The organism is Motilibacter rhizosphaerae, assembly GCF_004216915.1.
GTDB classification, from domain to species: domain Bacteria; phylum Actinomycetota; class Actinomycetes; order Motilibacterales; family Motilibacteraceae; genus Motilibacter; species Motilibacter rhizosphaerae.
Genome location: NZ_SGXD01000001.1, coordinates 1,103,196 through 1,128,490, shown reverse-complemented (window position 1 = coordinate 1,128,490; position 25,295 = coordinate 1,103,196). Strand labels below are relative to the sequence as shown.

Sequence of the window (25,295 nt, the reverse complement as noted above, 5' to 3'; positions counted from 1 at the left end):
GGCCCTGGTGCGTGCTCCAGCACCGCACCAGGGCCACGACGTCGGGGACGGTCAGGTGCGGGGCGGGTTCAGCTCCGCGGCGACGACCTCGGCGATCTGCGCGGTGTTGAGCGCGGCACCCTTGCGCAGGTTGTCCCCGCAGAGGAACAGGTCCAGCGCGCGCGGGTCGTCCAGCGAGCGGCGTACGCGCCCGACCCACGTCGGGTCGGTGCCGACGACGTCGGCGGGCGTCGGGAACTCGTAGTTCGCGGGGTCGTCGCAGAGCACGACGCCCGGCGAGTGCGCGAGGACCTCCTGCGCGCGGGCCTGGTCGACCTCGGACTCGAAGACCGCGTGCACGGCGAGCGAGTGCGTGGTGATGACCGGGACCCGGACGCACGTGGCCGAGACGCGCAGCTCGGGCAGGCCGAGGATCTTGCGCGACTCGTTGCGCACCTTGAGCTCCTCGCTCGACCAGCCGCCGTCCTTGAGCGAGCCCGCCCACGGCACGACGTTGAGCGCGAGCGGCGCGGGGAACGGGCCGCCGTCGCCCACGACCCGGCGCACGTCTCCCGCCTTCGTGCCGAGCGTGTCGTCGCCGGCGACCTTGCGGATCTGCTCGCGAAGGGCGTCGATGCCGGGCTGGCCGGCGCCGGAGGCCGCTTGGTACGACGCGACGACGAGCTCGGCGAGGGCGTACTCCCGGTGGAGGGCGCCGAGCGCGACGATCATCGACAGCGTCGTGCAGTTGGGGTTGCTGATGATGCCGCGCGGGCGGTCCTTGGCTGCCGCGGCGTTGACCTCCGGCACGACCAGCGGGACGTCAGGGTCCATGCGGAACGCCCCGGAGTTGTCGACGGCGACCGCGCCCTTGGCCGCGGCGACCGGCGCCCACTGCGCGGAGACCTCGTCGGGGACGTCGAACATCGCGACGTCGACGCCCTCGAACGCCTCCTCGGACAGGGCGACGACCTCGAGCTCCTCGCCGCGCACGGTCAGGCGCTTGCCCGCGCTGCGCGCGGAGGCGATGAGCCGGATGTCGCCCCAGACGTCCTCGCGCGAGCTGAGGATCTCGAGCATGACGGTGCCCACGGCACCGGTGGCGCCGACGACGGCGAGGGTGGGCCGGCCGTCCCGGCGTGCGATCGGGGCGATGCTCATCGGCCGGTCCCTCCGTAGACGACGGCAGCGCCGTCGGGGTCGTCGAGGTCGAAGGCGGTGTGGATGGCGCGGACCGCCTCGTCGACGGACTCGGCGCGCACGACCACCGAGATGCGGATCTCGGAGGTCGAGATGATCTCGACGTTGACGCCCGCGGTGGCGAGCGCGTCGAAGAACGTCGCGGAGACGCCCGGGTGCGAGCGCATGCCTGCGCCGATGAGCGAGACCTTGCCGATGCCGTCGTCGAAGAGGATGTCCTCGAACCCGATCGCCGGCTGCACCTTGCGCAGGGCGGCCACGGCGCTCGTGCCGTCGGTCTTGGGCAGCGTGAAGGAGATGTCCGCGCGGCCCGTCGCCACCGACGAGACGTTCTGCACGATCATGTCGATGTTGGTGCCCGCCTCGGCGACGGCGCGGAAGATCCGCGCCGCCTCGCCCGGCTTGTCGGGGACCCCGACCACCGTCACCTTGGCCTCGCTGCGGTCGTGCGCGACCGCCGAGATGATCGGCTGCTCCACGTCGGAACCCTCCTGGGTGCTGCTCGGGTCGGTCCTGCTGATGTCGGTCACCCACGTGCCGGTCCGGTCGCTGAACGACGAGCGGACGTGGATCGGCAGGGAGAAGCGGCGGGCGTACTCCACGCAGCGCAGGTGCAGCACCTTCGCGCCGCACGCGGCCATCTCGAGCATCTCCTCGTACGCGAGGCGCGGCAGCTTGCGGGCCGCGGGCACGATGCGCGGGTCGGCGGAGAAGACGCCGTCGACGTCGGTGTAGATCTCGCAGACCTCGGCGTCGAGCGCGGCGGCGAGCGCCACGGCGGTCGTGTCCGACCCGCCGCGGCCGAGCGTGGTGATGTCCTTGGTGTCCTGGCTGACGCCCTGGAAGCCGGCGACGATCGCGATGGCGCCGTCGGCGAGCGCCTCCCGGATCCGCCCCGGCGTCACGTCGATGATGCGCGCCTTGCCGTGGGCCGAGTCGGTGATGACGCCGGCCTGCGAGCCCGTGAAGGAGCGGGCCTCGACGCCCAGGTTGCCCAGCGCCATGGCGACGACGGCCATGGAGATCCGCTCGCCGGCGGTGAGCAGCATGTCGAGCTCGCGCCCCCCGGGGACGGGGGTGACCTGCTCGGCGAGGTCGATGAGCTCGTCGGTCGTGTCGCCCATCGCGGAGACGACGACGACCACGTCGTGGCCCGCGCGCTTCGTGGCGGCGATCCGCTGCGCGACGCGCTTGACGCTCGCGGCGTCAGCGACGGAGGAACCGCCGTACTTCTGCACGACCAGGCCCACGGATCTGCCTTCCGGGATGCGGACGGGGAGGGACGGCGACCGCGAGCGGCCAGCGGTCCCGTGCAGGGGCCGAGTCTACCGGCGCGGCACGCGCCGACGCGCGCGAGTTGCGGCCCGACCGGGCGGATCGCCCGCCGGCCCGTGACGCGGGACCGTCGCGTCCTCCAGAGTGGCTCCGTGGCCTTCGACTCGCCGGACGCGTACGACCGCTTCATGGGCCGCTGGTCCAGCCCGCTCGCCGACGCCGCGGTCGCGGCGCTGGACCCGTCCCCGGGGACGCGGGTGCTCGACGTGGGGTGCGGGCCGGGGGCGCTGACCACCCGCCTCGTCGCGCGGGTCGGCGCGGCGGCGGTCACCGCGGTGGACCCCTCGCCCCGCTTCGTGGCCGCGCTCGCCGAGCGGCTGCCGGGCGTGGCGACCGCGACGGCGGCGGCCGAGTCCCTGCCGTTCGCGGACGCGTCCTACGACCTCGTGGTCGCGCAGCTCGTCGTCCACTTCATGGCGGACCCGCTCGCGGGGCTGCGCGAGATGGCGCGCGTCGTCCGGCCGGGCGGCCGCGTCGCGGTCAGCGTCTGGGACCACCTCCGCTCGCCCATCGACCCCTTCTGGACCGCTGCGCAGCCCAGCGACCTCGCCGACGTCGACCTCGCCCGCCCCGGCGTACGCGCCGGCTCGCTCGCCGAGCTCGTGCGCGCGGCGGGGCTGGAGCCGCAGGTCGACGCCGACCTCGTCGTCGAGTGCCGCTTCGCGACCTTCGAGGAGTGGTGGGAGCCCTTCACGATGGGCGTCGGCCCGGCGGGCGACCACGTGACGGCGCTCTCGCCGCAGGAGCGCGACGCGCTGCGCGACGCGTGCGAGTCCCTGCTGCCGCCGGCGCCCTTCACGCTGCAGGCGGCCGCGTGGTGGGTGGTCGCGGAGCGGCCCGGGGCGGGCTGAGGGCTCAGCCCTCGCCGAGCATCCGCTCCAGCACGCCGGTGTACGCGGGGCGCGCCTCCGACACGCGCGCCCGTCCCGCGGGCGTCAGCGAGACGAAGACGCCGCGGCGGTCGGTCTCGCAGCAGGCGCGCTCGACGAGGCCCTGGCCCTGGAGGCGGTCGACGAGGCGGGACATCGCGCTCTGGCTCAGCCCGACCGCGTCGGCGAGCTCGGTGACGCGGCCCGAGGAGTGCTCGTCCTCGTCGAGGCGGGCGAGGACCTCGTAGTCGGTCCGGCCGAGCCGGTAGCCGCTCGTCAGCTCGCGGTCGAGCGCCTCGTTGACCCTGGAGCAGCGCTCGGACAGCGCGCGCCACTGGCCGAGGAGGTCCTCGCCGACCGCTGCACCCGTGCCTGCTGCCACGTCCTCGACTATACCCCGTTGACGATCCATGCATGCGCATGCATATGGTGGAGCCATGACACGCACACCCGTCGTCAGCACCGCTCCTCCGACCCCCGCCGCAGGCCTCGGGCGCCGCGGCTGGCTGCTCCTGCTCGTGCTCTGCGGCACCGTCTTCCTCGACGGCCTCGACGTGTCGATGGTCGGTGTCGCCCTGCCGTCCGTCGGACGGGCGCTCGACCTCGGTCCCAGCACCCTGCAGTGGGTCGTCAGCGGCTACGTCCTCGGCTACGGCGGGTTCCTGCTGCTGGGCGGCCGCTCCAGCGACCTGCTCGGCCGCCGCTCCGTCCTGCTCGCCGGGCTCGGCGTCTTCGCCGTCGCCAGCCTGCTGACGGGCGTCGCCGACGACGGCACGCTGCTCGTCGTCGCCCGCTTCGTCAAGGGCGCCGCCGCCGCGTTCACCGCGCCCGCGACCCTGTCGATCATCACGACGCGCTTCCCCGAGGGCCACGCCCGCACGAAGGCGCTCTCCGTCTACACCGCCACGGCGGCGAGCGGGTTCTCGCTCGGCCTCGTCCTCGGCGGGCTGCTCACCTCGGTCGCCTGGCGCCTGCCGTTCATCGTCCCCGGGCCGCTGGCGCTGGTCCTGCTCGCCCTGGGGGCCCGCTTCGTGCCGCGCGACGAGCCCGCTCCCACGGTGGCGCACCGGACGTACGACGTCCCGGGGGCGGCCTCCGTCACCGCCGCCCTGCTCGCGCTCGTCGTCACCGTCGTCCGCGCGCCCGACGAGGGCTGGGGCTCGCCGGTGACGGTCGGCGGCTTCGTGCTCGCCGGGCTGCTCGTCGCGCTGTTCACCGTCGTCGAGCTGCGCTCCGCAGCCCCGCTCGTCCGCCTCGGCGTCCTGCGCACCCCCGGCCTGGTCGCCGCCAACCTCACCGCCGCGACGATCTTCGGCGGGTACGTCGGCTTCCAGTTCATCGCCTCGCTCTACCTGCAGCGGACGCTGGGCTGGTCCGCGCTGGAGATGGCCTTCGGGCTGCTGCCGATGGGCCTGCTCGTCGTGGCCGCAGCGCCGCTGGTCGGGCGCCTCATCGACAGGTACGGGCCGCTGGTCCCGCTCGCGCTCGGCATGGCCGCCTTCGTGCTCGGCTACGCGCTGTTCCGCCGCATCGGGCTGGAGACGGGCTACCTCGGCGTCGTGCTCCCCGCCGTGCTGCCCCTCGGCCTGGGCTTCGCGCTGAGCTTCGCCGCGGTCAACACCGCGGCCACCGCCGGCGTGGCCGACGAGGAGCAGGGGCTCGCCTCGGGCCTCGTCCAGACCTCCACGCAGATCGGCGGCGCGCTCTTCCTCGCCGTCACGACGGCCGTGCTCGACAGCTCGTCCGGCTCGTCGCCCACCCCGCAGCGGACGCTCGACGCGTACGTCAGCGGCACGACGGTGAGCATCACCGCCGCGGTCCTCGGCTTCGTCGTCACGCTGCCGGGCCTCGTCAAGGTCCTGCGGGCGCGGCGCGCGGGGGTCGCCGCACCCGCGGTCGTCGACGGGCTGCTGCCCGCCGCCCGCACGGAGGGGTCGGCCGCGCGGGGGACGGCTCCGGAGGGGACGGCCGCCGAGCCGGCCACGACCGGCTGAGGCCCGTCGGCCGCTGGGCCGAGCGGCGTCGGCGCCCCGGGGGACTCCCCCGGGGCGCCGACGGCTGGTGGCACGGCCCGCTGGCAACGGCCGGTGGCAGGGCCCGCTGGCAGCGGCCGGTGGCAGGGCCCGCTGGCAGCGGCTAGTGGCGGGGGACGTAGCCCTGCGGCGGCGCCACCGCGTCGGCCACCGTCTGCGCGAGCAGGCGGTCCTCGGCGAGCAGCTCGTCGTCGTGCTCGACGGTGGAGTCGAGGCGGACGTGGCTGATGATCGACTGCAGCGCGCGCAGCGCGGCGCTCGCCGTGGAGCCCCAGTTGGACAGGTAGGAGAACTGCCACCACCAGAGGGCCTCGACCACGCGGCCGGCCTTGTAGTGCTGCAGCCCGTGGACGAGGTCGACGAGCACGTCGGCGACGTCGTCGGACAGCGTCGTGGTGACGACCTCGGGCGGGTCGGCGTAGGGGTCGAAGACCTCGGCGTACTCGTCGACCGGCTCGAGCAGCGCCGCGAGCGACGTGCGCACGGCCTCGAGGTCCGCGTCGCCGCCGGTGTCGGGCTCGAAGCGCTCGTCCGGGACGACGTCCTGGACGGCGCCGAGCCGGGCCCCCGCGAGCAGGACCTGGGACACCTCCAGCAGCAGCAGCGAGATCGCCGTCTCCGGGCTCTGGCCCGCGGAGATCTCGCGCACGGCCAGCACGAAGCTCTCGACCTGGTCGGAGATCTCCGCCGCGAAGTCGGTCCAGTCCTCCTGGCCCGCGCCGCCGGTCTCCGAGCCGGCAGTCGTGTCAGACATCGAGAAGTCGCCTTCCTTCGAAAGCGCGTCCGAGGGTGACCTCGTCGGCGTACTCCAGGTCGCCACCCACCGGCAGCCCGCTCGCGAGCCGTGTGACGCGCAGCCCCATCGGCTTGAGGATGCGCGCGAGGTAGGTGGCCGTGGCCTCGCCCTCGAGGTTGGGGTCGGTGGCCAGGATCAACTCGGTCACCGTGCCATCTGCGAGCCGCGCGAGCAACTCCCGGATGCGCAGGTCGTCGGGGCCGACGCCCTCGATGGGGCTGATCGCGCCGCCGAGCACGTGGTAGCGGCCGCGGAACTCGCGGGTCCGCTCGATCGCCACGACGTCCTTGGACTCCTCGACCACGCAGATGACGCTGAGGTCGCGCCGGGCGTCGCGGCAGATGCGGCACTCCACCTCCTCCGCGACGTTGCCGCACACCCGGCAGAAGCGGACCTTCTCCTTGACCTGCTCGAGCGCGACGACGAGCCTGCGCACGTCGACGGGGTCGGCGGCGAGCAGGTGGAAGGCGATGCGCTGCGCGCTCTTCGGCCCGACGCCGGGCAGCCGGCCGAGCTCGTCGATGAGGTCCTGGACGACACCCTCGTACACCTAGGCGCTCCTGGTCTGGGGGGTCGTCGTGCTCTGGCGGGTCGGCTCACGCATTGTCGTACTCCCCGATCACGCGCGCGCCGAGGTCGCGCTGGAGCAGCGCGATGCCGCTCAGCCCGTCGTCGTCGAGCACCTGGTCGTCGGCGGCGGGCTCGTCGTGCTCCGGCGGGACGGCGGCAGGGCGGCCCGCGGTCCCCGCGACGGCGGCGAGCGCGCGCGCCCGGGGGGAGAGCGGAGCGGGCTCCGGCTGCGCGGGGTCCGGCGGGGCGGTCTCCTCGTCCTCCGGGGAAGGCGGGGCGTCGTCCCAGCCCGGCGGCTCGGGCTCCCGCGCGGGCGCGCGCCGCGCGGCCCCGGGGCGAGCGGCGTCGGGGCGGGCGGCGTCGGGGCGGGCGGCGTCGGAGCGGCTCCCGTCGGACTGCTCCTGGCGCGCCGGGGGGTCCTGACGCGGCTGGTCGGGCGCGGGCCGCGGGTCGCGGGCGCGCTGCTCGGGCTGCCGCGGAGACGGGGACTGCTCGCTCCGGACGGGCTGCTCGGTGGGCTGGGGCTGCGCCTGCTGGCCGGGCGGGGCGGGCGGGTCCGGCTGGGGTGCGGGGGCCGGCGCGGCGGGCTCGGGGCGCCGCTGCTCCTGCCGCGCCGCGGGCGCGGCGCCGGGGCCGCCGACGACCGCCTCGATCCGCCAGTCCACGCCGAGGACGTCGATGAGCGCCTGCCGGACGAACTCGGCGTGGTCCGAGCGCCCCGCGAACTGCTCGCGCAGCCCCGGGGTCGGGAACGCCAGCGTCAGCACGCCCTCCCCCGCGCCCACGACCTGCGACTGCGAGCTCACGAGGGTCCAGGTCGTCCGCTTCAGCGAGGCCAGGGTGCCGAGGACGACCGGCCACATCTCGCGCACGCTGCCGAGGTCGCGCGGACCCGCACCGCCGGAGGAGGCCGCGGGAGCCGATGGGGCCTGGGCCGGCACCGGTACGACGGGTGCCGGCGGCACGGCGGCGGCCGCCGCCGCGGGCGCGGGGTCGGGCTGCGCGCGCACGGGCTCGGGTGCCCGCTCGACGGGCCGCTCCTGCGCGGGCCGCTGCTGCGCCGGAGCCGCGGGCGGCTGCTCGACGGGCCGGGGCCGCGGGGAGACCGGCGAGGTGCGGGCGACCTCGTCGGGCACCGTGGGCACGCCCATCGCGACGCCGCCCGCGACGAGGCGCTCCATCCGCTCGAGCCGGGTCGCCAGCGCGCGCTCGCCGCCCTCGGCGGCGGGCAGCAGGACGCGGGCGACCGTGAGCTCGAGCTGCAGGCGCGGCGTGGTGGTCCCGCGCATCTCGGTGAGCCCGGCGGACACGATGTCCGCGGCCCGCGAGAGGCCGGCGGAGCCGAAGCCGGCGGCCTGCACCCGCATCCGCTCCATCTCGTCGGCGGGCAGGTGGGCGAGCAGCGCCCCTGCCGAGTCGGGCACGGCGGCGAGCACGACGAGGTCGCGCAGCCGCTCGAGCAGGTCCTCGGCGAAGCGGCGGGGGTCGAGCCCGCCCTCGATGACGCGGTCGACCGCGAGGAAGGCGCTCGCCCCGTCACCGGCGCCGAGGGCGTCGATCGCCGCGTCGAGCAGGGCGGTGTCGGTGTAGCCGAGCAGCGCGGTGGCGAGCTCGTACGTCACGCCCGAGTCCCCCGCCCCCGCCACCAGCTGGTCGAGCACGCTCAGCGCGTCGCGCACCGAGCCGCGCCCCGCGCGCACCACGAGCGGGAGCACGCCCGGCGCCACGGCCACGCCCTCGCTCGCGCAGATGCCGGCGAGGTGCTCCTGCAGCCGGCTCGGCGGCACGAGGCGGAAGGGGTAGTGGTGCGTCCGCGACCGGATCGTCCCGATGACCTTCTCGGGCTCCGTCGTCGCGAAGATGAACTTGAGGTGCGGCGGGGGCTCCTCGACCACCTTGAGCAGGGCGTTGAAGCCCTGCGGCGAGACCATGTGCGCCTCGTCGACGATGTAGATCTTGTAGGGCGAGGACGAGGGCGAGAAGAACGCCTTCTCGCGCAGGTCGCGGGCGTCGTCGACGCCGCCGTGGCTCGCCGCGTCGATCTCGATGACGTCGAGGCTCCCGGGCCCGCCGCGGGCCAGGTCGGTGCAGCTCTGGCAGACGCCGCACGGCGTCGGGGTGGGGCCCTGCGCGCAGTTGAGGCAGCGGGCGAGGATGCGCGCGCTCGTCGTCTTGCCGCAGCCGCGCGGGCCGGAGAAGAGGTACGCGTGGTGGACGTGGTCCTTGCGCAACGCCTGCGAGAGCGGCTCGGTCACGTGCTCCTGGCCGATGACGTCCGCGAACGTCTCGGGTCGGTAGCGGCGGTAGAGCGCTTCGGGCACGGACCGAGGCTAACCGTCCGCACCGACAGCCGCTGCCGTCCTCTGGGGGAGGCAGGTGCGGGGTCCCCGCGTCGGGGAGCGGCGTGCGCGCGAGCCGTGACCCCGCTGTCGCGGGCCGCGGTCGGGACGGCCGTACGAGGTGCACGCCGACCGCACGCGATCTCGTGCTGCCGGGCACCACGTCGTCCGGTCGGCCGCGCACTCGATCAGGCAGCCTGATCAACTTCCAGGGCAGCCGTCGAGCGCTGCGGCGGCGCGCGGGGGCCCGGCCCCGGGGACGCGAGGGCCCCCCGCGCACCCGCCAGAGCCGCCTTATCCTTGCTGCCTTCCGGCCCTGGGGAGGTTCGACGGGTAGCGCCACGCGAGGGGCTGGGCCCTACTGTAGCGGCCGACGGCCACCGCAGCCGCACGGCAGGACCCCCCGAGGCGCCGGGCGCCGTGCGCGAGGGCCCTTCCGCTTGCCGTATCCTCCTCGGCGGAGGATTCGCCTAGTGGCCTAGGGCGCACGATTGGAAATCGTGTTGGGGGCAACCCCTCACGGGTTCAAATCCCGTATCCTCCGCCGCCCCGGAGCCGGCCGCAGCCCACCGCTGCGCGCCGGCTCCTGGTGCGAAGGGGGTGCTCGCCGCCGCGCCCTCCGCAGGGGGCCGACCTGCCCGGAATGCGCGTGACGTCCGTCCTGCCCCTGTCCCTCGGCAGGCGCCGCCGCGTCGTCTAGTCTGCCGAGGTGCTGTTCAAGGCTGTCGGCGACTCGCGTCCCTACCCGGACCACGGCACCTCGCAGCGCGACTGGGCGCGGGTGCCTCCTCGCCAGGTGCGCCTCGACCAGCTCATCACCACCAAGCGCACCCTCGACCTCGCCGCCCTGCTGGCCGAGGACTCGACGTTCTTCGGCGACCTGTTCGCGCACGTCGTGGAGTGGCAGGGCGAGCTCTACCTCGAGGACGGGCTCCACCGCGCGCTGCGCGCGGCCCTGCAGCAGCGGACCGTCCTGCACGCGCGCGTGCTCCCCCTGGAGGGCTGAGCGGTGCGACCCGAGCGGCAGGCTGCAGCGCAGTGAGCATGCTGACCCCGCGCGGGTTCGAGATCAAGGGCGCCAAGCAGCACCGCGGCGGCATCGACTGGCGGCGCCGCCGCCGTCGCCGGCGGGTCCGCGGCACGCTGCTGCTCGTCCTGCTGCTGGCGGTCGCCGGGGCGGCTTGGGCGACGTGGGCGCAGGACGCGCTGCCGCACGCGTGGCCGAGCAGCTGGTCGCTGCACCGCGGCTCGCACCAGCCCGCCGTGGCGCCGGCCGCCCCGACGCGCGCGGCCGCCCCGAGCCCGTCGCCGTCCCCCGCGTGCCCCTCGCCGCGGGCGGTGACGCTCGTCGTGCTCAACGCGACCCCGCGCGGCGGTCTCGCCGCCACGGTCGGCACCGAGCTCAAGGGACGGGGCTACCGGGTGGCGAAGGTCGGCAACGCCCCCACCGGGACCGCGGTCGCCGGCGTCGCGCAGGTGCGGCACGGCACCAAGGGGGTCGCGGCGGCCCGTCGCGTCCACACCCTCGTGCCCGGCGCCACCGACGTGCTCGACACGCGGCGTGACGCCCGCGTCGAGCTCGTGCTGGGGAGCCGCTTCGTGCGCCTCGCCCCGGCAGTCGCGGCGACCGCCGCCTGCTGAGCGGCACGTACCCTCGTCGGATGCGTCAGCCGCCCCTCCGCGCCCTGCTGCTGGCGCTGGCGGTGGCCCTCCCCGTCGTCACCGGCTGTGAGCACGACGGCGGGACGGGCGCTCGGCCGGCGGCCTCGACGGCGCCCGTGCCGCTGACGACGCCCACGTCGCCGCCCGGGACCGTGCGCGTGGTCGACGCCGGCCACCGCTACGCGCTGGTGCTGCCGGCCGGGTGGCGCGTCGTCTCCGACCCCACCTCGCCCGGGGCGGTGGAGGTCTCCCCCACGCCCGTCGCCACCAGCGCGACGCCGGACCCGCGGACCTCCGCGCAGGCGGCGTACGCGTTCGACCAGGGCGCCTCGCTCGTGGCGCTGAAGCCGTCGACCGGCTTCGCCCCCAACGTCACCGTGATGCTGAAGCCGGCGAAGGGCCTCGCCCCTGCGGACGTGGCCAAGGTGGTGCCGGCCGCGACCTCGGGGCTGCGCAGCCTGTCGGCGAGCGGGGTCACGACGCGGACGACGACGCTGTCCGGCCTGCCGGCGGTGCAGGTCGACTACACGTTCACGCCGGCCGGCTCGACAGCGCCGGTGCGCGGCCGCCAGTACTACGCGATCTGCGGCGAGACCGTCGTCATCACCACCGTCAGCGTCGCCTCCGGCGCGGGGACGGGTGCCGCCGACTTCATCGCCGCGCACCTGCGCCTGGGCAGCGGCTGAGCCCTAGCCCCGCCAGCGGCCGGGCCGCGCCAGGTGCTCGGGGAGCAGGGTCCGCGCGTCGCCGACGGCTGCGGCGACCTGCACCGGGGTGAGGAACAGCGCCCCGCGCAGGTCCGCCCCCGCGAGCCGGGCTCCGCGCAGGTCGGCGCCGACGAGGTCGGCGTCCGCGAGCCGCGCGCCGGTGAGGTCCGCGCCCAGCAGCAGCGCTCCGCGCAGGTCGGCGCCGCGGAGGTCGGCACCACGCAGGTCGGCCCCAGCGAGGTCGGCGCGGCGCAGCTGCCGCGCAGCCGGCCACGCCGTACGCACCGCGTCCGAAGCGCGGCGCAGCAGCGGGTCGACGCGCGGGAACCACGGGCCGGCGGGCTCGCCCGCGTCGACGGCGGCGTCCAGCGCGGCGTACGTCGTGGCGAGCCCGACGCGGAGCTCCACGGGCAGCGGCCGGGCGAGGGCGTCGGCGACGTACCAGAGCAGCTCGTGCAGCCCGCGCGCCTCCTCGAAGGCGGCGGCCACCTCGTCGGGCGCGTCCCGCCACGAGCGCGGGGCGAAGCGGGCGGTCACCCGCTGGCCCGCGCCGAGGCAGTCGAAGGCGGTGCAGCCGGGGAAGCCGCGCTGGGGCAGCTCGTCGTGGATGCGGCAGCGGGAGTCGAGCGCGAGGTGGGGGCACGGGGTGCCGGCCGGCTTGTCGATGGCGAAGTCGGCGGACGCGGCGAAGGCCGGCACCACGCAGCAGAGCCCCGTGCAGGAGGCGCAGTCGGCGCGGAGCAGTGCCGTGCGCGCGTCGAGCGGAGCCCCGTCCACCGCCGCAGGGTACGTGCCGGGCGCCGCCCCTCGGGCATGCTGGCCCCGGGTCGCGGAGGGCTGTCGAGGACGGGCGCCCGGCTCCGACCAGGAGGTGACGCGCCCACGACGGGCGCGACGACGAGGGGAGGTGCCTGCGGTGAAGTACATGCTGCTGATGTTCGGCAGTGCCGGCGAGATGATGGCGACGCAGCCGGGCGACTGGGTGCGGGAGATGATCGACTTCATGATCGCGATCGACGAGGAGCTGCGCGCCAGCGGCGAGCTCGTCGAGGCGCGCGGGCTCGCCGACGAGGCGCGGGTGGTCAGCCTGCAGGACGGCCAGGTCGTGGTGAGCGACGGCCCGTACGCCGAGTCCAAGGAGGCGCTCGCCGGCTACTGGGTGCTCGACGTCGCCAGCGAGGAGCGCGTCGTCGAGATCGCCGGCCGCATCGCCCGGTGGTCCGGACGGGTCGAGCTGCGCCGGGTGGCCGACGGGCCGCCCGACATCGACTGAGCCGTGCAGACGGAGGAGCAGCGGGTCGAGGCGGCCGTCCGCGAGGCGGTGCCGCGGGTGCTCGGCGCGCTCGTCCGCCGGCACGGGCAGTTCGCCGCCTGCGAGGACGCCGTGCAGGAGGCGCTGCTCGCCGCCAGCGCGCAGTGGCCGCGCGACGGGGTGCCCGACGACCCCGCCGCGTGGCTGCTGACCGTCGCCGGACGGCGACTGGTCGACGCCTGGCGCAGCGAGAGCGCCCGCGTCCGGCGCGAGGAGCAGGACGCGCTGGACGTGCCCGGGCCGGTGACGGGCGTCGACGACTCGCTGCCGCTGCTCCTCCTGTGCTGCTCCCCGCTGCTCACCCCGCCCGCGCAGCTCGCGCTCACGCTGCGCGCGGTGGGCGGGCTCACCACCGCCGAGATCGCGGCCGCGCTGCTCCAGCCCGAGGCGACCGTGGCGCAGCGGATCAGCCGGGCCAAGGCACGGCTGCAGGGCGAGCGCTTCGCGCTGCCGCCGGCGGAGGAGCTGCCCGAGCGGCTCCGCGTCGTGCGCCAGGTGGTCTACCTCGTCTTCACCGAGGGCCACGCGGCGACCAGCGGCGCGTCGGTGTCGCGGCGCGAGCTCACCGCCGACGCGCTGCACCTCGCCCGCCTGCTCGTCGCGCTCGTCCCGGACGACCCGGAGTCGGCGGGGCTGCTCGCCCTGCTGCTGCTGACCGACGCCCGCCGCGATGCCCGCGTCGACGAGCGCGGCGAGCTCGTCCCGCTGCTCGAGCAGGACCGCTCCCGCTGGGACGCACGGCAGATCGAGGAGGGCGTCGCCCTGCTCACCCGCACGCTGGGGACGGGGCCCGTCGGCCCGTACCAGCTGCAAGCGGCGATCGCCGCGGTCCACGACGAGGCCGCCACCGCGGAGCAGACCGACTGGCCGCAGATCCTCGCGCTCTACGACGTGCTCTCCCGCATCGACCCCGGGCCCGTCGTCGCGCTCAACCGCGCCGTCGCGGTCGCGATGGTGCACGGCCCGCGGGCCGGCCTCGCGCTGCTGGGCGAGCTCGCGGGCGACGAGCGGCTGGCGCGTACGCACCGGCTGGACGCCGTCCGCGCCCACCTGCTCGAGCAGGCGGGCGAGCGGGAGGCGGCGCGCGAGGCGTACGCGCTGGCGCTGCGCCGCACGCGCAACCTGCAGGAGCAGCGCTACCTCGCCGGGCGCGCGGCGGCCCTCGACTGACCCTTCCCGCGCGGCGCGAGCAGGTCTACCGTCCAACGAGGGAGTCCAGCGCGACGGGCGACGGAGCCGAGGTCGACATGGGTCTTGAGCAGCGGGTCAGGGCACTGCGCGAGTGGTGGGCGCACGAGCCGGAGCGGGCGCTGCAGCGCCCGGTCATCCCGTCGCAGGGCGAGCGCTGGCGGGCGATGCGTCCCGGCGGCTGACGCAGCACTGCGACCCAGCGGCTAGAACCGGTCCGGGCACCAGGGCGCGAGCGTCGTGCGCAGCTGGCGGTGCAGCCGCGCCGCTGCGCCGGGCACGAGCTCGGTCGCGAGCCCGGCGTCCGCGCACTGCTGGACGTTGCCGCCGCCGAGGTACGCCGCCCCCAGCACGTCGACCCCGAGCGCCAGCTCCGCGGGGTCGTCGGTCCGGGAGAACCGTCCCGTACCGTCCGCGGCGGTGTCGAGCGCCCAACGGCCGCCCACGAGCCCCTGCGGGTCGTCGACCTCGAGCACCGAGCGCCCAGGAGCCTCGTACGTGCGGGCGGCGAACGCGGCCGGGCCGTCGAGCAGCCGCAGCCACAGGTCGTCGCTGGGGTCGAGGACCGGTGAGGCGGCGCGCGGGTTGACCAGCAGCAGCGGCAGCGCGTCGTCGGGTGCCGCGTGGGGGACGTGGACGTGGCGCACCCAGTCGACGCTGAGCGCGAACCGCCACAGCGCCGCGGCGCTCGCCGGGTCGAGGGCGAGGTGGTCGAGCACGGTGAGCGTGGCGTCCGGGTCGCCGCCGTGGAACTCGGCGTCGGCCGAGAAGACCAGCAGCCCGGTGACCTCGCCGCCGGCGTCGCGGTGCACGACGACGAACGGGCGGGGGTGCCGGGGCCTACCGGGGAAGGCGGGGTCGCCGGTGAGCGCGGTCCACGTGCGCTCGCTGCGGCTGAGCGCGCCCGGCTGCACTGTACGGAACCGCTCGTGCAGCTCCGGGCCCACGTGCAGCAGGTCGTGCGGGTCGAGCACCTCGACCGCCGCGCCGGGGGCGAGCTCGCCGGCGCCCGGCCGCAGCCCGCCGGAGCGGACGACGTCGATGCGCCACCCGCCCCAGCGCGCGGCGCGGCCGAAGCCGAAGCGGCCGTAGATCGGGTGCTCCGAGGCGGTCAGCAGCGCGACGGCGTCCCCGCGCTCGACGGCGCGGGCGAGCTCCAGCTGCGCCATCTGCCGGAGGAGCCCCTGCCGGCGGTGCGTGGGCGAGACCGTGATGCCGGCGAAGCCGTCGGCCGGCACGGGCGCGCCGCCCGGGACCGTCAGCTGGTACGCGTAGCTGCGCAGCGTCCCCACGCAGCGCTCGCCGTCGAAGGCGCCGAGGAAGCGGCCCGGCTCGTACGTCGCGTGCCAGGCCTCGAGGTGCTCGTCGTCCTCGGCCGGGACCGAGAGGAAGCCCAGGCCGAGGGCCCGCCGCCACTGGACGCCGTCGTGCTCGGTCGCGACACGCACCTCGGCCACCATGCGCCCGACAGTAGGACCGCGGGGCGCCGGAGCGGTAGCGAGCCGCGCCCGTCAGCCGCGCTCGCCCGCAGTGGCCGGCGCCACCGCCTCCACGGCCTCGAGGATGGTCTGGGTCACGGCCGCGGGCTGCGCCACCATCACGGCGTGCGAGGAGGCGACGGTGCCGACCGTCGCGCCCGCCCGCTCCGCCATCCAGCGCTGGCCCGCGGGCGGGATGGCCCCGTCCTGCTCCGCGACGAGCGCCCAGGACCGGACGTCGTGCCACGCCGGCCGCGCGGCGGCCGTCCCGGTGACCGCCCGGAGGGCCAGCGGGCGCTGGGTGAACGACATCAGCCGCGCCTGGTCGGGCGGCAGGTCGCCGGCGAAGACCTCCGCGAAGGAGTCCGTGCTGATCCACAGGTCGCCGTCGGTGCCGTGCTCCGCCGGGAACTCGCGCTGCACGGTCGTGGCCGGGCCGAGCAGCCCGCCCGGGAACCGCTCGGGGTCGAGGACCGTGGCGATGCTCTCGCCCTCGTCGAGGACGTACGCCGCCACGAAGACCAGCGCGGCCACCTGCTCGAGGCCGCGCGCCGCCTCGCCGATGACGGCCCCGCCGTAGGAGTGCCCGACGAGGACGACGGGACCGTCCAGGGTCGCCAGCACGCTGCGGACGTACGCCGCGTCGCCGCGCAGGTCGCGGAGCGGGTTGGGGACCGCCAGCACCGCCAGGCCCTCCGCGTCGAGGGCGGCGAGCGTCGCTGACCACCCGCTCGAGTCGGCGAAGGCACCGTGCACGAAGGCGATCGTCGGTCTGCCCGTCATCGGCGCTCCTCGGGGTGGGGTCGGTCCGGCGCGTACGACTGTCGTCCGACCGGCGTCCCGGGACTTCCGCGCGATGACTGCACCGCTGACTGGCGGACCGTGGACGAGGGCTCCGCCGTGCCGCCATGCTGTGGATCATGGCTCCCCTCGACGAGGTGCGGCTGTTCGGCCGCGACGACGTCCTCGAGCGGTTGCAGCGCGAGCTCGACGGGCTCGACGGGTCGGGCCGGTCGGTGGCGATCACCGGCGAGCCCGGCGTGGGCAAGAGCGCCGTGCAGGCCGAGCTCGCCGCGCGTGCCCGGGCCGGCGGCTGCACCGTGCTCGCCGCCCGCGGCAGCGCCTCCGAGTCGCAGCTGCCGTACGCCGTGCTGCACCAGGTGCTCGCACCGCTCCTGCCCGGCGTACCGGCCCTCCCCGCACCGCAGCGCGAGGCGCTGCTCGCGGGCTTCGGCATGGTCGGGGCGAGCGGGGTCAACCCCTTCTTCACCGCGCTCGCGGCGCTCGAACTGCTCGTGGAGCGCTCGCGCGAGGCCCCGCTGCTCGTCTGCCTCGACGACCTGCAGTGGATGGACCGGCCCTCGGTCGACGCCCTCGCCTTCGTCGCCCGGCGTACGACGAGCGAGCGGGTGCTCCTGCTCAGCACCTGCCGCTCGGAGGCCGAGCTGCTCGGCGGCGAGTCGACCACGACCAGCGTGCGGCTGGAGGGCCTGTCCGACGACGCGGCGCACGCGCTGCTGCGCTCCCGTGCCCCGGACCTCCCCTCCTCGCTGCGCGAGCGCGTCGTCGCGGGCGCCCACGGCAACCCCCTGGCGCTCCTGGAGCTCGCGGGCGGGGTCGCGAGCGGGTGGTCCGACCTGGACGACGAGCTGCCGATGACCGACCGGCTGGAGCGGGCGTTCACCGCCCGCGCCGCCGGGCTCGACCCGGCCGCACGGGCCGTCGTCGACGTGGCGGCGCTCGACGACGGGGACGACCTCGAGGTGGTGCTCGCGGCAGCCTCCCTGCTCGCGGGCACGCCCCTCGACCGCAGCGCCCTGCGGCCGGCGCTGGACCGCGACCTGCTGCGCACCTCCGGCACGTCGTACGCCGTCAGCCACCCGCTCATCGCCTCGGCGCTGCTCCGGGCGATGCCGCAGCAGCGGCGCGAGCAGGGCCACGCGGCGCTCGCCGCCGTGCTGGCCGGCGAGCCGGACCGGGCGGTCGTCCATCGCGCCCGCGCGGTGTCCGGGCGCGACGAGCCGGTCGCCGCGGAGCTGGAGCGGGCGGCGGCGGAAGCCCGCCGGCGCGGGGCCTTCGCCACCGCGCTGGACCGCCTCGAGCGGGCCGCCGCGCTGAGCCCGGACCCGCTCGACGAGGCCGCCCGCTGGATCAGCGCCGCCGAGCTGGGCTACGAGCTCGGGAGGTACGCCCAGGTCGAGCAGGTCACCGCACGGGTGACGCGGATGGGCCTGCGCGCTCGCGACCGCTCCCGGCTCACCTGGCTCACCGGCGCGTTCCACGACGGCGCCACCAGCGAGCCGGGCGAGGTCCGGCACCTCGTCGAGCTGGCTCGGGGTGCGGCCGACCAGGACGACGTCGACCTCGCGATGCAGCTGCTGTTCGGGGCAGCGCGCCGGGTGTGGTGGCGCGACCCCGGCGAAGCCGTGCGCCGCGACATCGTGGGCGCGGCGCGCGCCGTCCCGCTGCCGTCCGGGGACCCGCGGCTGCTGGCCGTGCTGGGGCTCGTGGAGTCGCTCGAGCTGAGCGCGGACGTGCTGCGCGAGCTGGACGGCTCGCCCGGCCTGCCGGCCGGCCGGGCCGACGTCGCCAGCCTGCTCGGCATCGCCGCCTTCTGCTCGGGCGACTTCCTGCGAGCGGACTCCTTCCTCACCATGGCCGTCGCCGACCTGCGGGCGGACGGTCGGCTCAGCCTGCTCGCGGAGGCGCTGGCCATCCGCTCCTGGGCCGAGATCAACCTGGGCGTGTTCGACGCCGCCCGCTCCGCCGACGAGGGGATGCGCCTCGGTGACGAGACCGGGCAGCGCGCCTGGGCCGCCACCGCGCGCATCGCGACCGTCGTGGTGGACGCGGTGCACGGGCGCTGGACCGCACGGCACCCAGCGCTCTCCGCGGCCGAGCAGACGGCCCTGCAGCTCCCGAACGCGAGCTCGTCCCTGCTCGCGGGCGCCCAGCTGGCCCGCGGGATCGGCGAGCTCGCGGCCGACCGGCCCGCCCAGGCGTACGGCGAGATGCTGCGCGTCTTCGTGCCGAGCGACCCCGCGCACCAGCGGGTCCAGCAGCTCTGGACGCTGGGCTACCTGGCGGAGGCCGCCATGCGCAGCGGCGCCCGCGACGAGGCGCGCCGCACGCTCGAGGAGGTGGAGCGCACGGCGGGCGGGTCCCCCGCGGTCGGCACCGTGATCGCCCTGGAGCACGCCCGCGCCGTGCTCGCCGACGACGACGCAGCCGAGGCGCTCTTCCGCGGCGCGCTGGAGGGGGCTGCGCGCGCGTTCCCCTGGCACCAGGCCCGGCTCCAGCTGGCGTACGGCTCCTGGCTGCGCCGACGGCGCCGGGTCACCGAGTCGCGCGACCCGCTGCGGGCGGCCCGTACGTCCTTCGACGCGATCGGGGCCGAGCCGTGGGCGCTGCGGGCCGACCACGAGCTCCGGGCCACCGGCGAGCGGGGCTGGTCGCCGAGCGGCAGCGGACGTCCTGCGCTCTCGGCGCAGGAGGCCCAGATCGCCGAGCTCGCCGCGCAGGGGCTGTCCAACCGCGAGATCGGGCAGCGGCTGTTCCTCTCCCACCGCACGGTGGGGTCGCACCTCTACCGGATCTTCCCCAAGCTCGGGGTCACGAGCCGCCAGCAGCTCGCCGGCGTCCTCCCCGCCGCGCGGCGGCCGGTCGACGGGCTGGTGCAGTCGTCCGACTGAAGCCGGGACCGCGCCCCCGCCCCTAGCGTCGCCGTCACCGCGGTGCGCCCGCACTGCGGGACGACGGGGACGACCGAGGGAGTGGCAGTGGGAACGACCGTGCTCTTCGTCCACGGGCTGTGGCTGCACGCCAGCTCGTGGGGACCGTGGATGGCGCGCTTCCAGGAGGAGGGCTACGAGGTGGCCGCGCCCGGCTGGCCGGGGGACCACGACACCGTCGAGGAGTCGCGCCGCGACCCCGACGCGATCGCCGACCACGGCATCGACGACGTCGTCGCGCACTTCGCCGAGATCATCCGGGCGATGCCCGAGCCGCCGGTCCTCGTCGGGCACTCCTTCGGCGGCCTCATCGCGCAGAAGCTGCTGGGCCAGGACCTGGCGAAGGCGGCCGTCGCCATCGACGCCGCGCAGATCAAGGGGGTGCTGCCCGTACCCCTGTCGGCGCTGCGCGCGACCCTGCCCGTCTTCAAGAACCCGGCCAACAAGCACCGTGCCGTGTCGCTGACGCCCGAGCAGTTCCGCTTCGCGTTCGCCAACGCCGTGTCGGAGGAGGAGTCGCAGGAGCTCTACGAGCGCTGGACGATCCCCGCGCCGGGCCGTCCGCTGTTCGAAGCGGCAGCAGCCAACTTCACGCCGCACTCCCCGGCGGGCGTCGACACCGGGAACTCCGGTCGTGGACCGCTCCTGCTCATCGCGAGCGGCAAGGACCACACGGTCCCCGAGTCGGTCACCCGCGCGACGCTCAAGCAGTACCGCCACTCCGACGCCGTCACCGAGCTGCTCGAGTTCCCCGACCGCGGCCACTCGCTCGTCATCGACTCGGGCTGGGGCGAGGTCGCGGACACCTGCCTCACCTGGCTGCGGGGGCAGTCGCTGTGAAGCTCGGGCTGGAGGGGCGCACGGCCGTGGTGACCGGCGCGAGCAGGGGCATCGGGCTGGCGGTGGCCCGGGCCCTGCGCGAGGAGGGGGCCCAGGTGGCAGCCGGCGCGCTCGGCGGCTCGGCGGAGCTGAGCGCGCTCGCCGCCGAGGGCGGGGTCGTCGAGGTGCACGGCGACCTCACCACCAGCGCCGGGTGCCAGGCGCTGGTCGACACCGCGGTGGAGCGCTTCGGCGGGGTCGACGTGCTCGTCAACAACGTCGGGGGCGTGCACCCGCGCACCGAGGGGTTCGGCGCGGTGACCGACGAGGACTGGCAGTGGGCGCTCGAGGTCAACCTGCTCTCCGCCGTACGCGCTACCCGGGCCGCGCTGCCGCACCTGGTCCGGGCCGCTCCGTCGGCGGTCGTCACCATCTGCTCGGTCAACGCGACGCTCCCCGACCCCGGGGTGATCGACTACAGCGCGGCCAAGGCCGCCCTGCGCAGCTTCTGCAAGTCGCTCTCGAAGGAGGTCGGCCCGGCGGGCGTGCGCGTCAACACGGTGAGCCCCGGCCCGGTCGAGACGGCGCTCTGGCTCGGCGCCGGCGGGGTCGCGGACACCCTGGGGCGCGCGCAGGGCGTCGACCCGGCGGCGGTGCGCGCGGCGGCGGTGGAGGGGACGGCCACACGGCGCTTCACCCGGCCGGAGGAGGTCGCGCAGGTGGTCCTGCTGCTCGCGTCGGAGTCCGCCGGCAACGTCACGGGGGCCGACGTCCTCATCGACGGGGGCATGGTCACGACGGTCTAGGCCAAGGTCGGGACTTGAATCATTCAAGGAAGTAGGGCAGGGTCGTCCCGTGACCACCGCCGCTGACGCCGAGCGCCTGCTGCGCTCGGCGTCGCTGCGCGTCACCCGGCCGCGGGTCGCGGTCCTCTTGGCCGTCCACGACCGGCCGCACGCCGACACGGACACGCTGATCGGCGCCGCGCGCCAGGACCTCAGCGCGGTCTCCCACCAGGCCGTCTACGACGTGCTGCGCGCGCTCACGGACGCGGGCCTGGTGCGGCGCATCCAGCCCGCCGGGTCCGTCGCCCGCTACGAGGCGCGCGTCGGCGACAACCACCACCACGTCGTGTGCCGCTCGTGCGGCGCCGTCGCCGACGTGGACTGCGCCGTCGGCGAGGCGCCCTGCCTCGACCCCTCCGACTCGGCCGGCTTCACGGTCGACGAGGCCGAGGTGACCTACTGGGGCACCTGCGCGGCGTGCAGCCGACGCCCCCTCCAGACGCCCGTAGACGACCCCCAGCAGGAAGGCAGACCGTGACCGACACGACCGACCCCAAGCCCAGGGACACCAGCGCCAGCCCGCAGGGCACCGACACCACCGCGAGCACCTCGGAGAGCGAGAACCCCGCGATCCCGAGCCCGACCGCGCACATCAGCGAGCGCCCGCGCACCAACCGCGACTGGTGGCCGAACCAGGTCGACCTCGGCGTCCTCAACCGCACCGACCCGGCCGCGGACCCGCTGGGCGAGGAGTTCGACTACAAGACGGCCGTGCAGGGCCTGGACTTCGAGCAGCTCAAGGCCGACCTCGTCTCGGTCATGAAGACGTCGCAGGACTGGTGGCCGGCGGACTACGGCCACTACGGCCCGCTGTTCATCCGCATGTCGTGGCACGCCGCCGGCACCTACCGGCAGGCCGACGGCCGCGGCGGCGCCGGCTCGGGCGAGCAGCGCTTCGCCCCGCTGAACTCCTGGCCGGACAACGCGAACCTCGACAAGGCCCGCCGCCTGCTCCTGCCGATCAAGCAGAAGTACGGCCGCGCCCTGTCCTGGGCCGACCTGCTCGTGCTCGCCGGCAACGTCGCGCACGAGGACATGGGCTTCCAGACCTTCGGCTTCGCCTTCGGCCGCGAGGACGTCTGGCAGCCGGAGCAGACGTTCTGGGGTCCCGAGGACACCTGGCTCGGCGACGAGCGCTACAGCGGTGAGGACCCCCTCGACCTCGAGGGCGGCGACCTCGGCGCGGTCACGATGGGCCTCATCTACGTCAACCCCGAGGGCCCCAAGGGCATCCCGGACCCGGTGGCGTCGGCGCACGACATCAAGGTCACGTTCAGCCGCATGGCGATGAGCAGCGAGGAGACCGTCGCGCTCATCGCGGGCGGCCACACCTTCGGCAAGACCCACGGCGCGGGCGACCCCTCGCTCGTCGGCCCGGAGCCCGAGGGCTGCCCCGTCCACGGCAACGGCCTCGGTTGGAAGAACCAGTACGGCAAGGGCAAGGCCGAGGACACCATCACCTCCGGCCTCGAGGGCGCGTGGACCCCGACGCCCACCACGTGGGACAACTCCTACTGGGACACGCTGTTCGGCTACGAGTGGGAGCTCACCGAGAGCCCCGCGGGTGCCAAGCAGTGGCAGCCCACCGACGCCTCGGCGACGACGGTCCCCGACGCGCACCGCGAGGGCGTCTTCCACCGCCCGATGATGGCGACCAGCGACCTCGCGCTCATCAAGGACCCGGAGTTCCGCGCGATCTCCGAGCGCTTCCGCGACAACCCCGACGAGTTCGCCGCGGCGTACGCGAAGGCGTGGTTCAAGCTGCTGCACCGCGACATGGGCCCGGTGTCGCGCTACCTCGGCCCGTGGGTGCCGCAGGAGGTCCAGCTCTGGCAGGACCCGGTCCCCGCGGTCGACCACGAGCTGGTCGGCGAGGTGGAGATCGCCGAGCTCAAGCGGCTCGTGCTCGAGTCGGGCCTCTCGGTCCCGCAGCTCGTCCACACCGCGTGGTCGGCGGCGGCGTCCTACCGCGGCACCGACAAGCGCGGTGGCGCCAACGGCGCGCGCCTGCGCCTGGCGCCGCAGAAGGACTGGGCGGTCAACGCCGGCACGGCCGAGGTCGTCGCCAAGCTCGAGGAGATCAAGGCGTCGTACGCGAAGCCGATCTCCCTGGCCGACCTCATCGTGCTCGCGGGTGCCGCGGGCGTCGAGAAGGCCGCCGCTGACGCGGGCGTCCAGATCACCGTGCCCTTCACGCCGGGCCGCACGGATGCCTCGCAGGAGCAGACGGACCCCGACACCTTCCGCTGGCTCGAGCCGCGGGCCGACGGCTTCCGCAACTGGGTGAAGCCCGGGGCCAAGCTCTCGCCGGAGACGCTGCTCATCGACAAGGCGTACCTCCTCGAGCTCACCGCGAAGGAGCTGACCGTCCTCGTCGGCGGCCTGCGCGTCCTCGGGGCCAACACTGGCGGGGTCAAGCACGGCGTCTTCACCGACCAGCCGGGCGTGCTGTCGCAGGACTTCTTCCGCAACCTGCTCGACCTGGGCATCTCGTGGCAGACCTCGCGCGACGACGAGGGCGTCTACGAGGGGCTCGACGCGTCGGGCGCCGTGGTGCGGACCGCCACGGCCGTGGACCTGGTCTTCGGCTCGAACTCGATCCTCCGCGGCATCGTGGAGGTCTACTCGGCGGACGACGCGAAGGAGAAGTTCGTCAAGGACTTCGTCGACGCGTGGGACAAGGTCATGATGCTGGACCGCTACGACGTGAAGTAGCCAGCCCGAACGGCCCGACGGCCCGCTCGCACTCCGGTGCGAGCGGGCCGTCTCGCGCCCCCGCCACTTCCCCGTGATCATGCACGTCGTGGGCGAGAGACGGCGAGGCAGGTGCGGACTCCCTGCTGCTGCGGGGAAGTTGATCGGGTAGCCCGATCACGTGGGCGGCAGAACGGACGAGGTGCTCACCGAAGGGGTGGAATCCCCTGCTGGCGGCGGTCAGTTCGTGCGCTGCTCGCTAGAACTCCCCGTGATCATGCAGGTGTTGGGTGCCGACGTCTGTGAAGTTGATCAGGCTGCCCGATCAAGTGGGTCCGCCGCGAGGTGCGACGAAGTGGCTGTGCGGCAGCCTTTCTGCTGACCGGGCTCTGTCGGTGGTGGCTTGTACGTTGTCGGCATGACCTCGAGCAGCAGCCCGTCGCGCGACCCCCGGTCGGGGTCCCCGCGCGGGGTCACGCTACTCGAAAAGCACGCGGCGATCGCCCGGCTGCAGGCTGAGTTCCTCACTGAGCTGGCGGAGTTCGACGCCGCGGGCGAGTTCGTGCTCGACAACCAGGTGACGGCGCAGGCGTGGCTGCGGCACCACGCGCGGATGGACGCGCTCGACGCGCGCCGAGCGGTGAGCGCGGCACGGGCGCTGCGCGACCTGCCCCGAACCGCGGAGGCCCTGCAGACTGGCAGCATCTCCGTCCGCCACGTCGACGAGATGGCGGCGGGGCACAAGCGGCTCGGCGCGGACGTCATGCTCGAGGCCGAGGAGATGCTCGTCCCGCTCGCCAAGGCGGCGGCACCTGCCGATGTGCGGACCGCGGTGAGCCGGCTCGAAGCCGCGGTCGAAGCGGACGAGTCCCGCGAGGAGAAAGCGCAGCGGATCCACGACAGCCGCTACCTGCTGCTCTCCACCGGCTTCAACGGCACGGTCGAGATCACCGGCCGGCTCCCGAAGGCGGAGGGGATGCTGCTGCAGAAGGCGATCCGCGCCGGCTCCCAGCCCAACCCCGAGCCCGGGCAGACTGTCGACCTCCGCACCGCCGCCCAGCGCCAGGCTGACGCGCTCGTCGAGATCGTGCAGACCGTCCTCGCCACCGAGCCGGGCGTCACGAGCCTGCGGCTCGACACCACGCTCGTCGTCGACCTCCCCACGCTGCGCGACGAGCTCAACCCCGGCGACGGGCACAGCGGGATCTGCGGGATCCTCGGCACCGCGTTCACCGCGGAGGAGCTGAAGTTCCTCACCTGCACCGCCAATGTCAGCGTTCTGCTCACCTCGACGCTCAGCCCGCACGCAAGGACGACCGCCGCGTGCGGGACCGGAGAGCGGGAGGGTGCGGTCGATGTGGCTGGTCTCGCGGTCACCGTCGCGCCCGGCGTCCCCCTCGCCCTCGGCCGCGAGGCCCGCCTCGCCACCCGCGCCCAGCAAAGAGCCCTCTGGGTACGCGACGGCGGCTGCATCGCCCCCAGCTGCCGCAACAGGCGCGTCCAAGCCCACCACATCCGCCACTGGTCCGACGGTGGCCCCACCGACCTCACCAACATGTGCCTGCTCTGCAGCAGGCACCACCATCTCCTCCACCAAGGAGGCTGGCAGCTCGAGCCCGACCCCGACCGACCAGGACTCCTCCGCTGGCGACCACCCGACGGCGGACCACCCGTACCCGCCACCCACGCGAGCGACCGCAACCCCGGCACCACCACGGGGCTGTGGTGACCGTCCCAC

Annotated in this window: 23 protein-coding genes, 1 tRNA gene and 1 other RNA gene; 15 read left to right on the top strand and 10 right to left on the bottom strand. The window is 75.3% G+C overall.

The features are described 5' to 3' along the window. Positions 1–51: 51 nt before the first annotated feature. Positions 52–1,140, bottom strand: coding sequence for an aspartate-semialdehyde dehydrogenase (locus EV189_RS05125; RefSeq protein WP_130491810.1), 1,089 nt, complete (start codon positions 1,138–1,140; stop codon positions 52–54). After that, entirely contained in the window at positions 1,137–2,429 is a 1,293-nt protein-coding gene (locus EV189_RS05120; RefSeq protein WP_130491809.1) for an aspartate kinase, read from the bottom strand. Before EV189_RS05120 ends, EV189_RS05125 begins: the two co-directional genes overlap by 4 nt. A gap of 177 nt (positions 2,430–2,606) precedes the next feature. Between EV189_RS05120 and EV189_RS05115 the strand changes: the two genes are divergently transcribed. After that, the gene (locus EV189_RS05115; RefSeq protein WP_130491808.1) at positions 2,607–3,365 is read left to right on the top strand and encodes a class I SAM-dependent methyltransferase; all 759 of its coding nucleotides are present in this window, start codon (positions 2,607–2,609) and stop codon (positions 3,363–3,365) included. Between the two features lie 4 nt (positions 3,366–3,369). On the opposite strand, the gene EV189_RS05110 is transcribed toward EV189_RS05115, so the two are convergent. Further along, a complete protein-coding gene (locus tag EV189_RS05110) occupies positions 3,370–3,765 on the bottom strand; it encodes a MarR family winged helix-turn-helix transcriptional regulator (protein WP_231116070.1) in 396 nt (131 codons plus the stop codon). Positions 3,766–3,820: 55 nt separating this feature from the next. Here EV189_RS05110 and EV189_RS05105 point away from each other — a divergent pair, with 55 nt between their 5' ends. After that, on the top strand, positions 3,821–5,377 hold the full coding sequence (locus EV189_RS05105) for an MFS transporter (RefSeq protein WP_130491806.1): 1,557 nt from the start codon (positions 3,821–3,823) through the stop codon (positions 5,375–5,377). Between the two features lie 142 nt (positions 5,378–5,519). Here the strand turns inward: EV189_RS05105 and EV189_RS05100 are convergent, their stop codons facing one another. The 4 genes from EV189_RS05100 to ffs form a co-directional block, all read right to left on the bottom strand. Beyond that, the gene (locus EV189_RS05100; RefSeq protein WP_130491805.1) at positions 5,520–6,170 is read right to left on the bottom strand and encodes a DUF5063 domain-containing protein; all 651 of its coding nucleotides are present in this window, start codon (positions 6,168–6,170) and stop codon (positions 5,520–5,522) included. Further along, positions 6,163–6,762, bottom strand: coding sequence for a recombination mediator RecR (gene recR / locus EV189_RS05095; protein ID WP_130491804.1), 600 nt, complete (start codon positions 6,760–6,762; stop codon positions 6,163–6,165). The genes EV189_RS05100 and recR overlap by 8 nt, the downstream gene beginning before the upstream one ends. Before the next feature lie 46 nt (positions 6,763–6,808). Beyond that, complete coding sequence (locus tag EV189_RS05090) at positions 6,809–9,103, bottom strand: DNA polymerase III subunit gamma and tau (RefSeq protein WP_130491803.1); 2,295 nt, start codon at positions 9,101–9,103, stop codon at positions 6,809–6,811. Positions 9,104–9,384: 281 nt separating this feature from the next. Next, an RNA gene (gene ffs / locus EV189_RS05085) (signal recognition particle sRNA small type) lies at positions 9,385–9,474 on the bottom strand. A gap of 106 nt (positions 9,475–9,580) precedes the next feature. Here ffs and EV189_RS05080 point away from each other — a divergent pair. The 4 genes from EV189_RS05080 to EV189_RS05065 all read left to right on the top strand — a co-directional run bounded on the left by EV189_RS05080 (position 9,581) and on the right by EV189_RS05065 (position 11,469). Then, a tRNA-Ser gene (locus EV189_RS05080) sits at positions 9,581–9,665 on the top strand. A 165-nt stretch (positions 9,666–9,830) separates the two neighbouring features. Beyond that, positions 9,831–10,127 (top strand): type II toxin-antitoxin system VapB family antitoxin, encoded by a 297-nt coding sequence (locus EV189_RS05075; protein WP_130491802.1) that lies wholly within the window; start codon positions 9,831–9,833, stop codon positions 10,125–10,127. Between the two features lie 38 nt (positions 10,128–10,165). Further along, a complete protein-coding gene (locus EV189_RS05070) occupies positions 10,166–10,762 on the top strand; it encodes a LytR C-terminal domain-containing protein (protein WP_231116099.1) in 597 nt (198 codons plus the stop codon). 20 nt (positions 10,763–10,782) lie between these two features. Further along, entirely contained in the window at positions 10,783–11,469 is a 687-nt protein-coding gene (locus EV189_RS05065) for a hypothetical protein (RefSeq protein WP_130491800.1), read from the top strand. Positions 11,470–11,472: 3 nt separating this feature from the next. On the opposite strand, the gene EV189_RS05060 is transcribed toward EV189_RS05065, so the two are convergent. Next, positions 11,473–12,267, bottom strand: a complete 795-nt coding sequence (locus EV189_RS05060) for a pentapeptide repeat-containing protein (protein WP_231116069.1) — start codon at positions 12,265–12,267, stop codon at positions 11,473–11,475. 148 nt (positions 12,268–12,415) lie between these two features. Between EV189_RS05060 and EV189_RS05055 the strand changes: the two genes are divergently transcribed. The 3 genes from EV189_RS05055 to EV189_RS20950 all read left to right on the top strand — a co-directional run bounded on the left by EV189_RS05055 (position 12,416) and on the right by EV189_RS20950 (position 14,175). After that, positions 12,416–12,763, top strand: a complete 348-nt coding sequence (locus EV189_RS05055) for a YciI family protein (RefSeq protein WP_231116098.1) — start codon at positions 12,416–12,418, stop codon at positions 12,761–12,763. A 3-nt stretch (positions 12,764–12,766) separates the two neighbouring features. After that, a complete protein-coding gene (locus EV189_RS05050) occupies positions 12,767–13,972 on the top strand; it encodes an RNA polymerase sigma factor (RefSeq protein ID WP_130491797.1) in 1,206 nt (401 codons plus the stop codon). A gap of 77 nt (positions 13,973–14,049) precedes the next feature. Continuing rightward, a complete protein-coding gene (locus EV189_RS20950; RefSeq protein WP_269204167.1) occupies positions 14,050–14,175 on the top strand; it encodes a hypothetical protein in 126 nt (41 codons plus the stop codon). 21 nt (positions 14,176–14,196) lie between these two features. Here EV189_RS20950 and EV189_RS05045 read toward each other — a convergent pair whose 3' ends face one another. Both EV189_RS05045 and EV189_RS05040 read right to left on the bottom strand, forming a co-directional pair. Beyond that, a complete protein-coding gene (locus tag EV189_RS05045; RefSeq protein ID WP_130491796.1) occupies positions 14,197–15,450 on the bottom strand; it encodes a GNAT family N-acetyltransferase in 1,254 nt (417 codons plus the stop codon). Between the two features lie 51 nt (positions 15,451–15,501). Further along, the gene (locus tag EV189_RS05040) at positions 15,502–16,251 is read right to left on the bottom strand and encodes an alpha/beta fold hydrolase (RefSeq protein ID WP_130491795.1); all 750 of its coding nucleotides are present in this window, start codon (positions 16,249–16,251) and stop codon (positions 15,502–15,504) included. A 137-nt stretch (positions 16,252–16,388) separates the two neighbouring features. Between EV189_RS05040 and EV189_RS05035 the strand changes: the two genes are divergently transcribed. The 6 genes from EV189_RS05035 to EV189_RS05010 all read left to right on the top strand — a co-directional run bounded on the left by EV189_RS05035 (position 16,389) and on the right by EV189_RS05010 (position 25,286). Then, entirely contained in the window at positions 16,389–19,160 is a 2,772-nt protein-coding gene (locus EV189_RS05035) for an ATP-binding protein (RefSeq protein WP_165400137.1), read from the top strand. Between the two features lie 81 nt (positions 19,161–19,241). Further along, entirely contained in the window at positions 19,242–20,039 is a 798-nt protein-coding gene (locus EV189_RS05030; protein ID WP_130491793.1) for an alpha/beta hydrolase, read from the top strand. Next, complete coding sequence (locus EV189_RS05025; protein ID WP_130491792.1) at positions 20,036–20,824, top strand: SDR family NAD(P)-dependent oxidoreductase; 789 nt, start codon at positions 20,036–20,038, stop codon at positions 20,822–20,824. The genes EV189_RS05030 and EV189_RS05025 overlap by 4 nt, the downstream gene beginning before the upstream one ends. 49 nt (positions 20,825–20,873) lie before the next feature. Beyond that, entirely contained in the window at positions 20,874–21,341 is a 468-nt protein-coding gene (locus tag EV189_RS05020) for a Fur family transcriptional regulator (RefSeq protein WP_130491791.1), read from the top strand. Continuing rightward, positions 21,338–23,578 carry a catalase/peroxidase HPI gene (gene katG, locus EV189_RS05015; protein ID WP_130491790.1) on the top strand — a complete coding sequence of 747 codons (2,241 nt, stop codon included), beginning with the start codon at positions 21,338–21,340 and terminating at the stop codon, positions 23,576–23,578. The genes EV189_RS05020 and katG overlap by 4 nt, the downstream gene beginning before the upstream one ends. 397 nt (positions 23,579–23,975) lie before the next feature. After that, positions 23,976–25,286 carry an HNH endonuclease signature motif containing protein gene (locus EV189_RS05010; RefSeq protein ID WP_130491789.1) on the top strand — a complete coding sequence of 437 codons (1,311 nt, stop codon included), beginning with the start codon at positions 23,976–23,978 and terminating at the stop codon, positions 25,284–25,286. Positions 25,287–25,295 lie beyond the last annotated feature (9 nt).

What these genes read in the sequence shown, in the direction of transcription:
- EV189_RS05125 (WP_130491810.1), bottom strand. Translation starts at nt 1,140, where the DNA reads ATGAGCATCGCCCCGATCGCACGCCGGGACGGCCGGCCCACCCTCGCC.
- EV189_RS05105 (WP_130491806.1), top strand. Translation starts at nt 3,821, where the DNA reads ATGACACGCACACCCGTCGTCAGCACCGCTCCTCCGACCCCCGCCGCA.
- EV189_RS05100 (WP_130491805.1), bottom strand. Translation starts at nt 6,170, where the DNA reads ATGTCTGACACGACTGCCGGCTCGGAGACCGGCGGCGCGGGCCAGGAG.
- EV189_RS05070 (WP_231116099.1), top strand. Translation starts at nt 10,166, where the DNA reads ATGCTGACCCCGCGCGGGTTCGAGATCAAGGGCGCCAAGCAGCACCGC.
- EV189_RS05065 (WP_130491800.1), top strand. Translation starts at nt 10,783, where the DNA reads ATGCGTCAGCCGCCCCTCCGCGCCCTGCTGCTGGCGCTGGCGGTGGCC.
- EV189_RS05055 (WP_231116098.1), top strand. Translation starts at nt 12,416, where the DNA reads ATGCTGCTGATGTTCGGCAGTGCCGGCGAGATGATGGCGACGCAGCCG.
- EV189_RS20950 (WP_269204167.1), top strand. Translation starts at nt 14,050, where the DNA reads ATGGGTCTTGAGCAGCGGGTCAGGGCACTGCGCGAGTGGTGGGCGCAC.
- EV189_RS05045 (WP_130491796.1), bottom strand. Translation starts at nt 15,450, where the DNA reads ATGGTGGCCGAGGTGCGTGTCGCGACCGAGCACGACGGCGTCCAGTGG.
- EV189_RS05040 (WP_130491795.1), bottom strand. Translation starts at nt 16,251, where the DNA reads ATGACGGGCAGACCGACGATCGCCTTCGTGCACGGTGCCTTCGCCGAC.
- EV189_RS05035 (WP_165400137.1), top strand. Translation starts at nt 16,389, where the DNA reads ATGGCTCCCCTCGACGAGGTGCGGCTGTTCGGCCGCGACGACGTCCTC.
- EV189_RS05010 (WP_130491789.1), top strand. Translation starts at nt 23,976, where the DNA reads ATGACCTCGAGCAGCAGCCCGTCGCGCGACCCCCGGTCGGGGTCCCCG.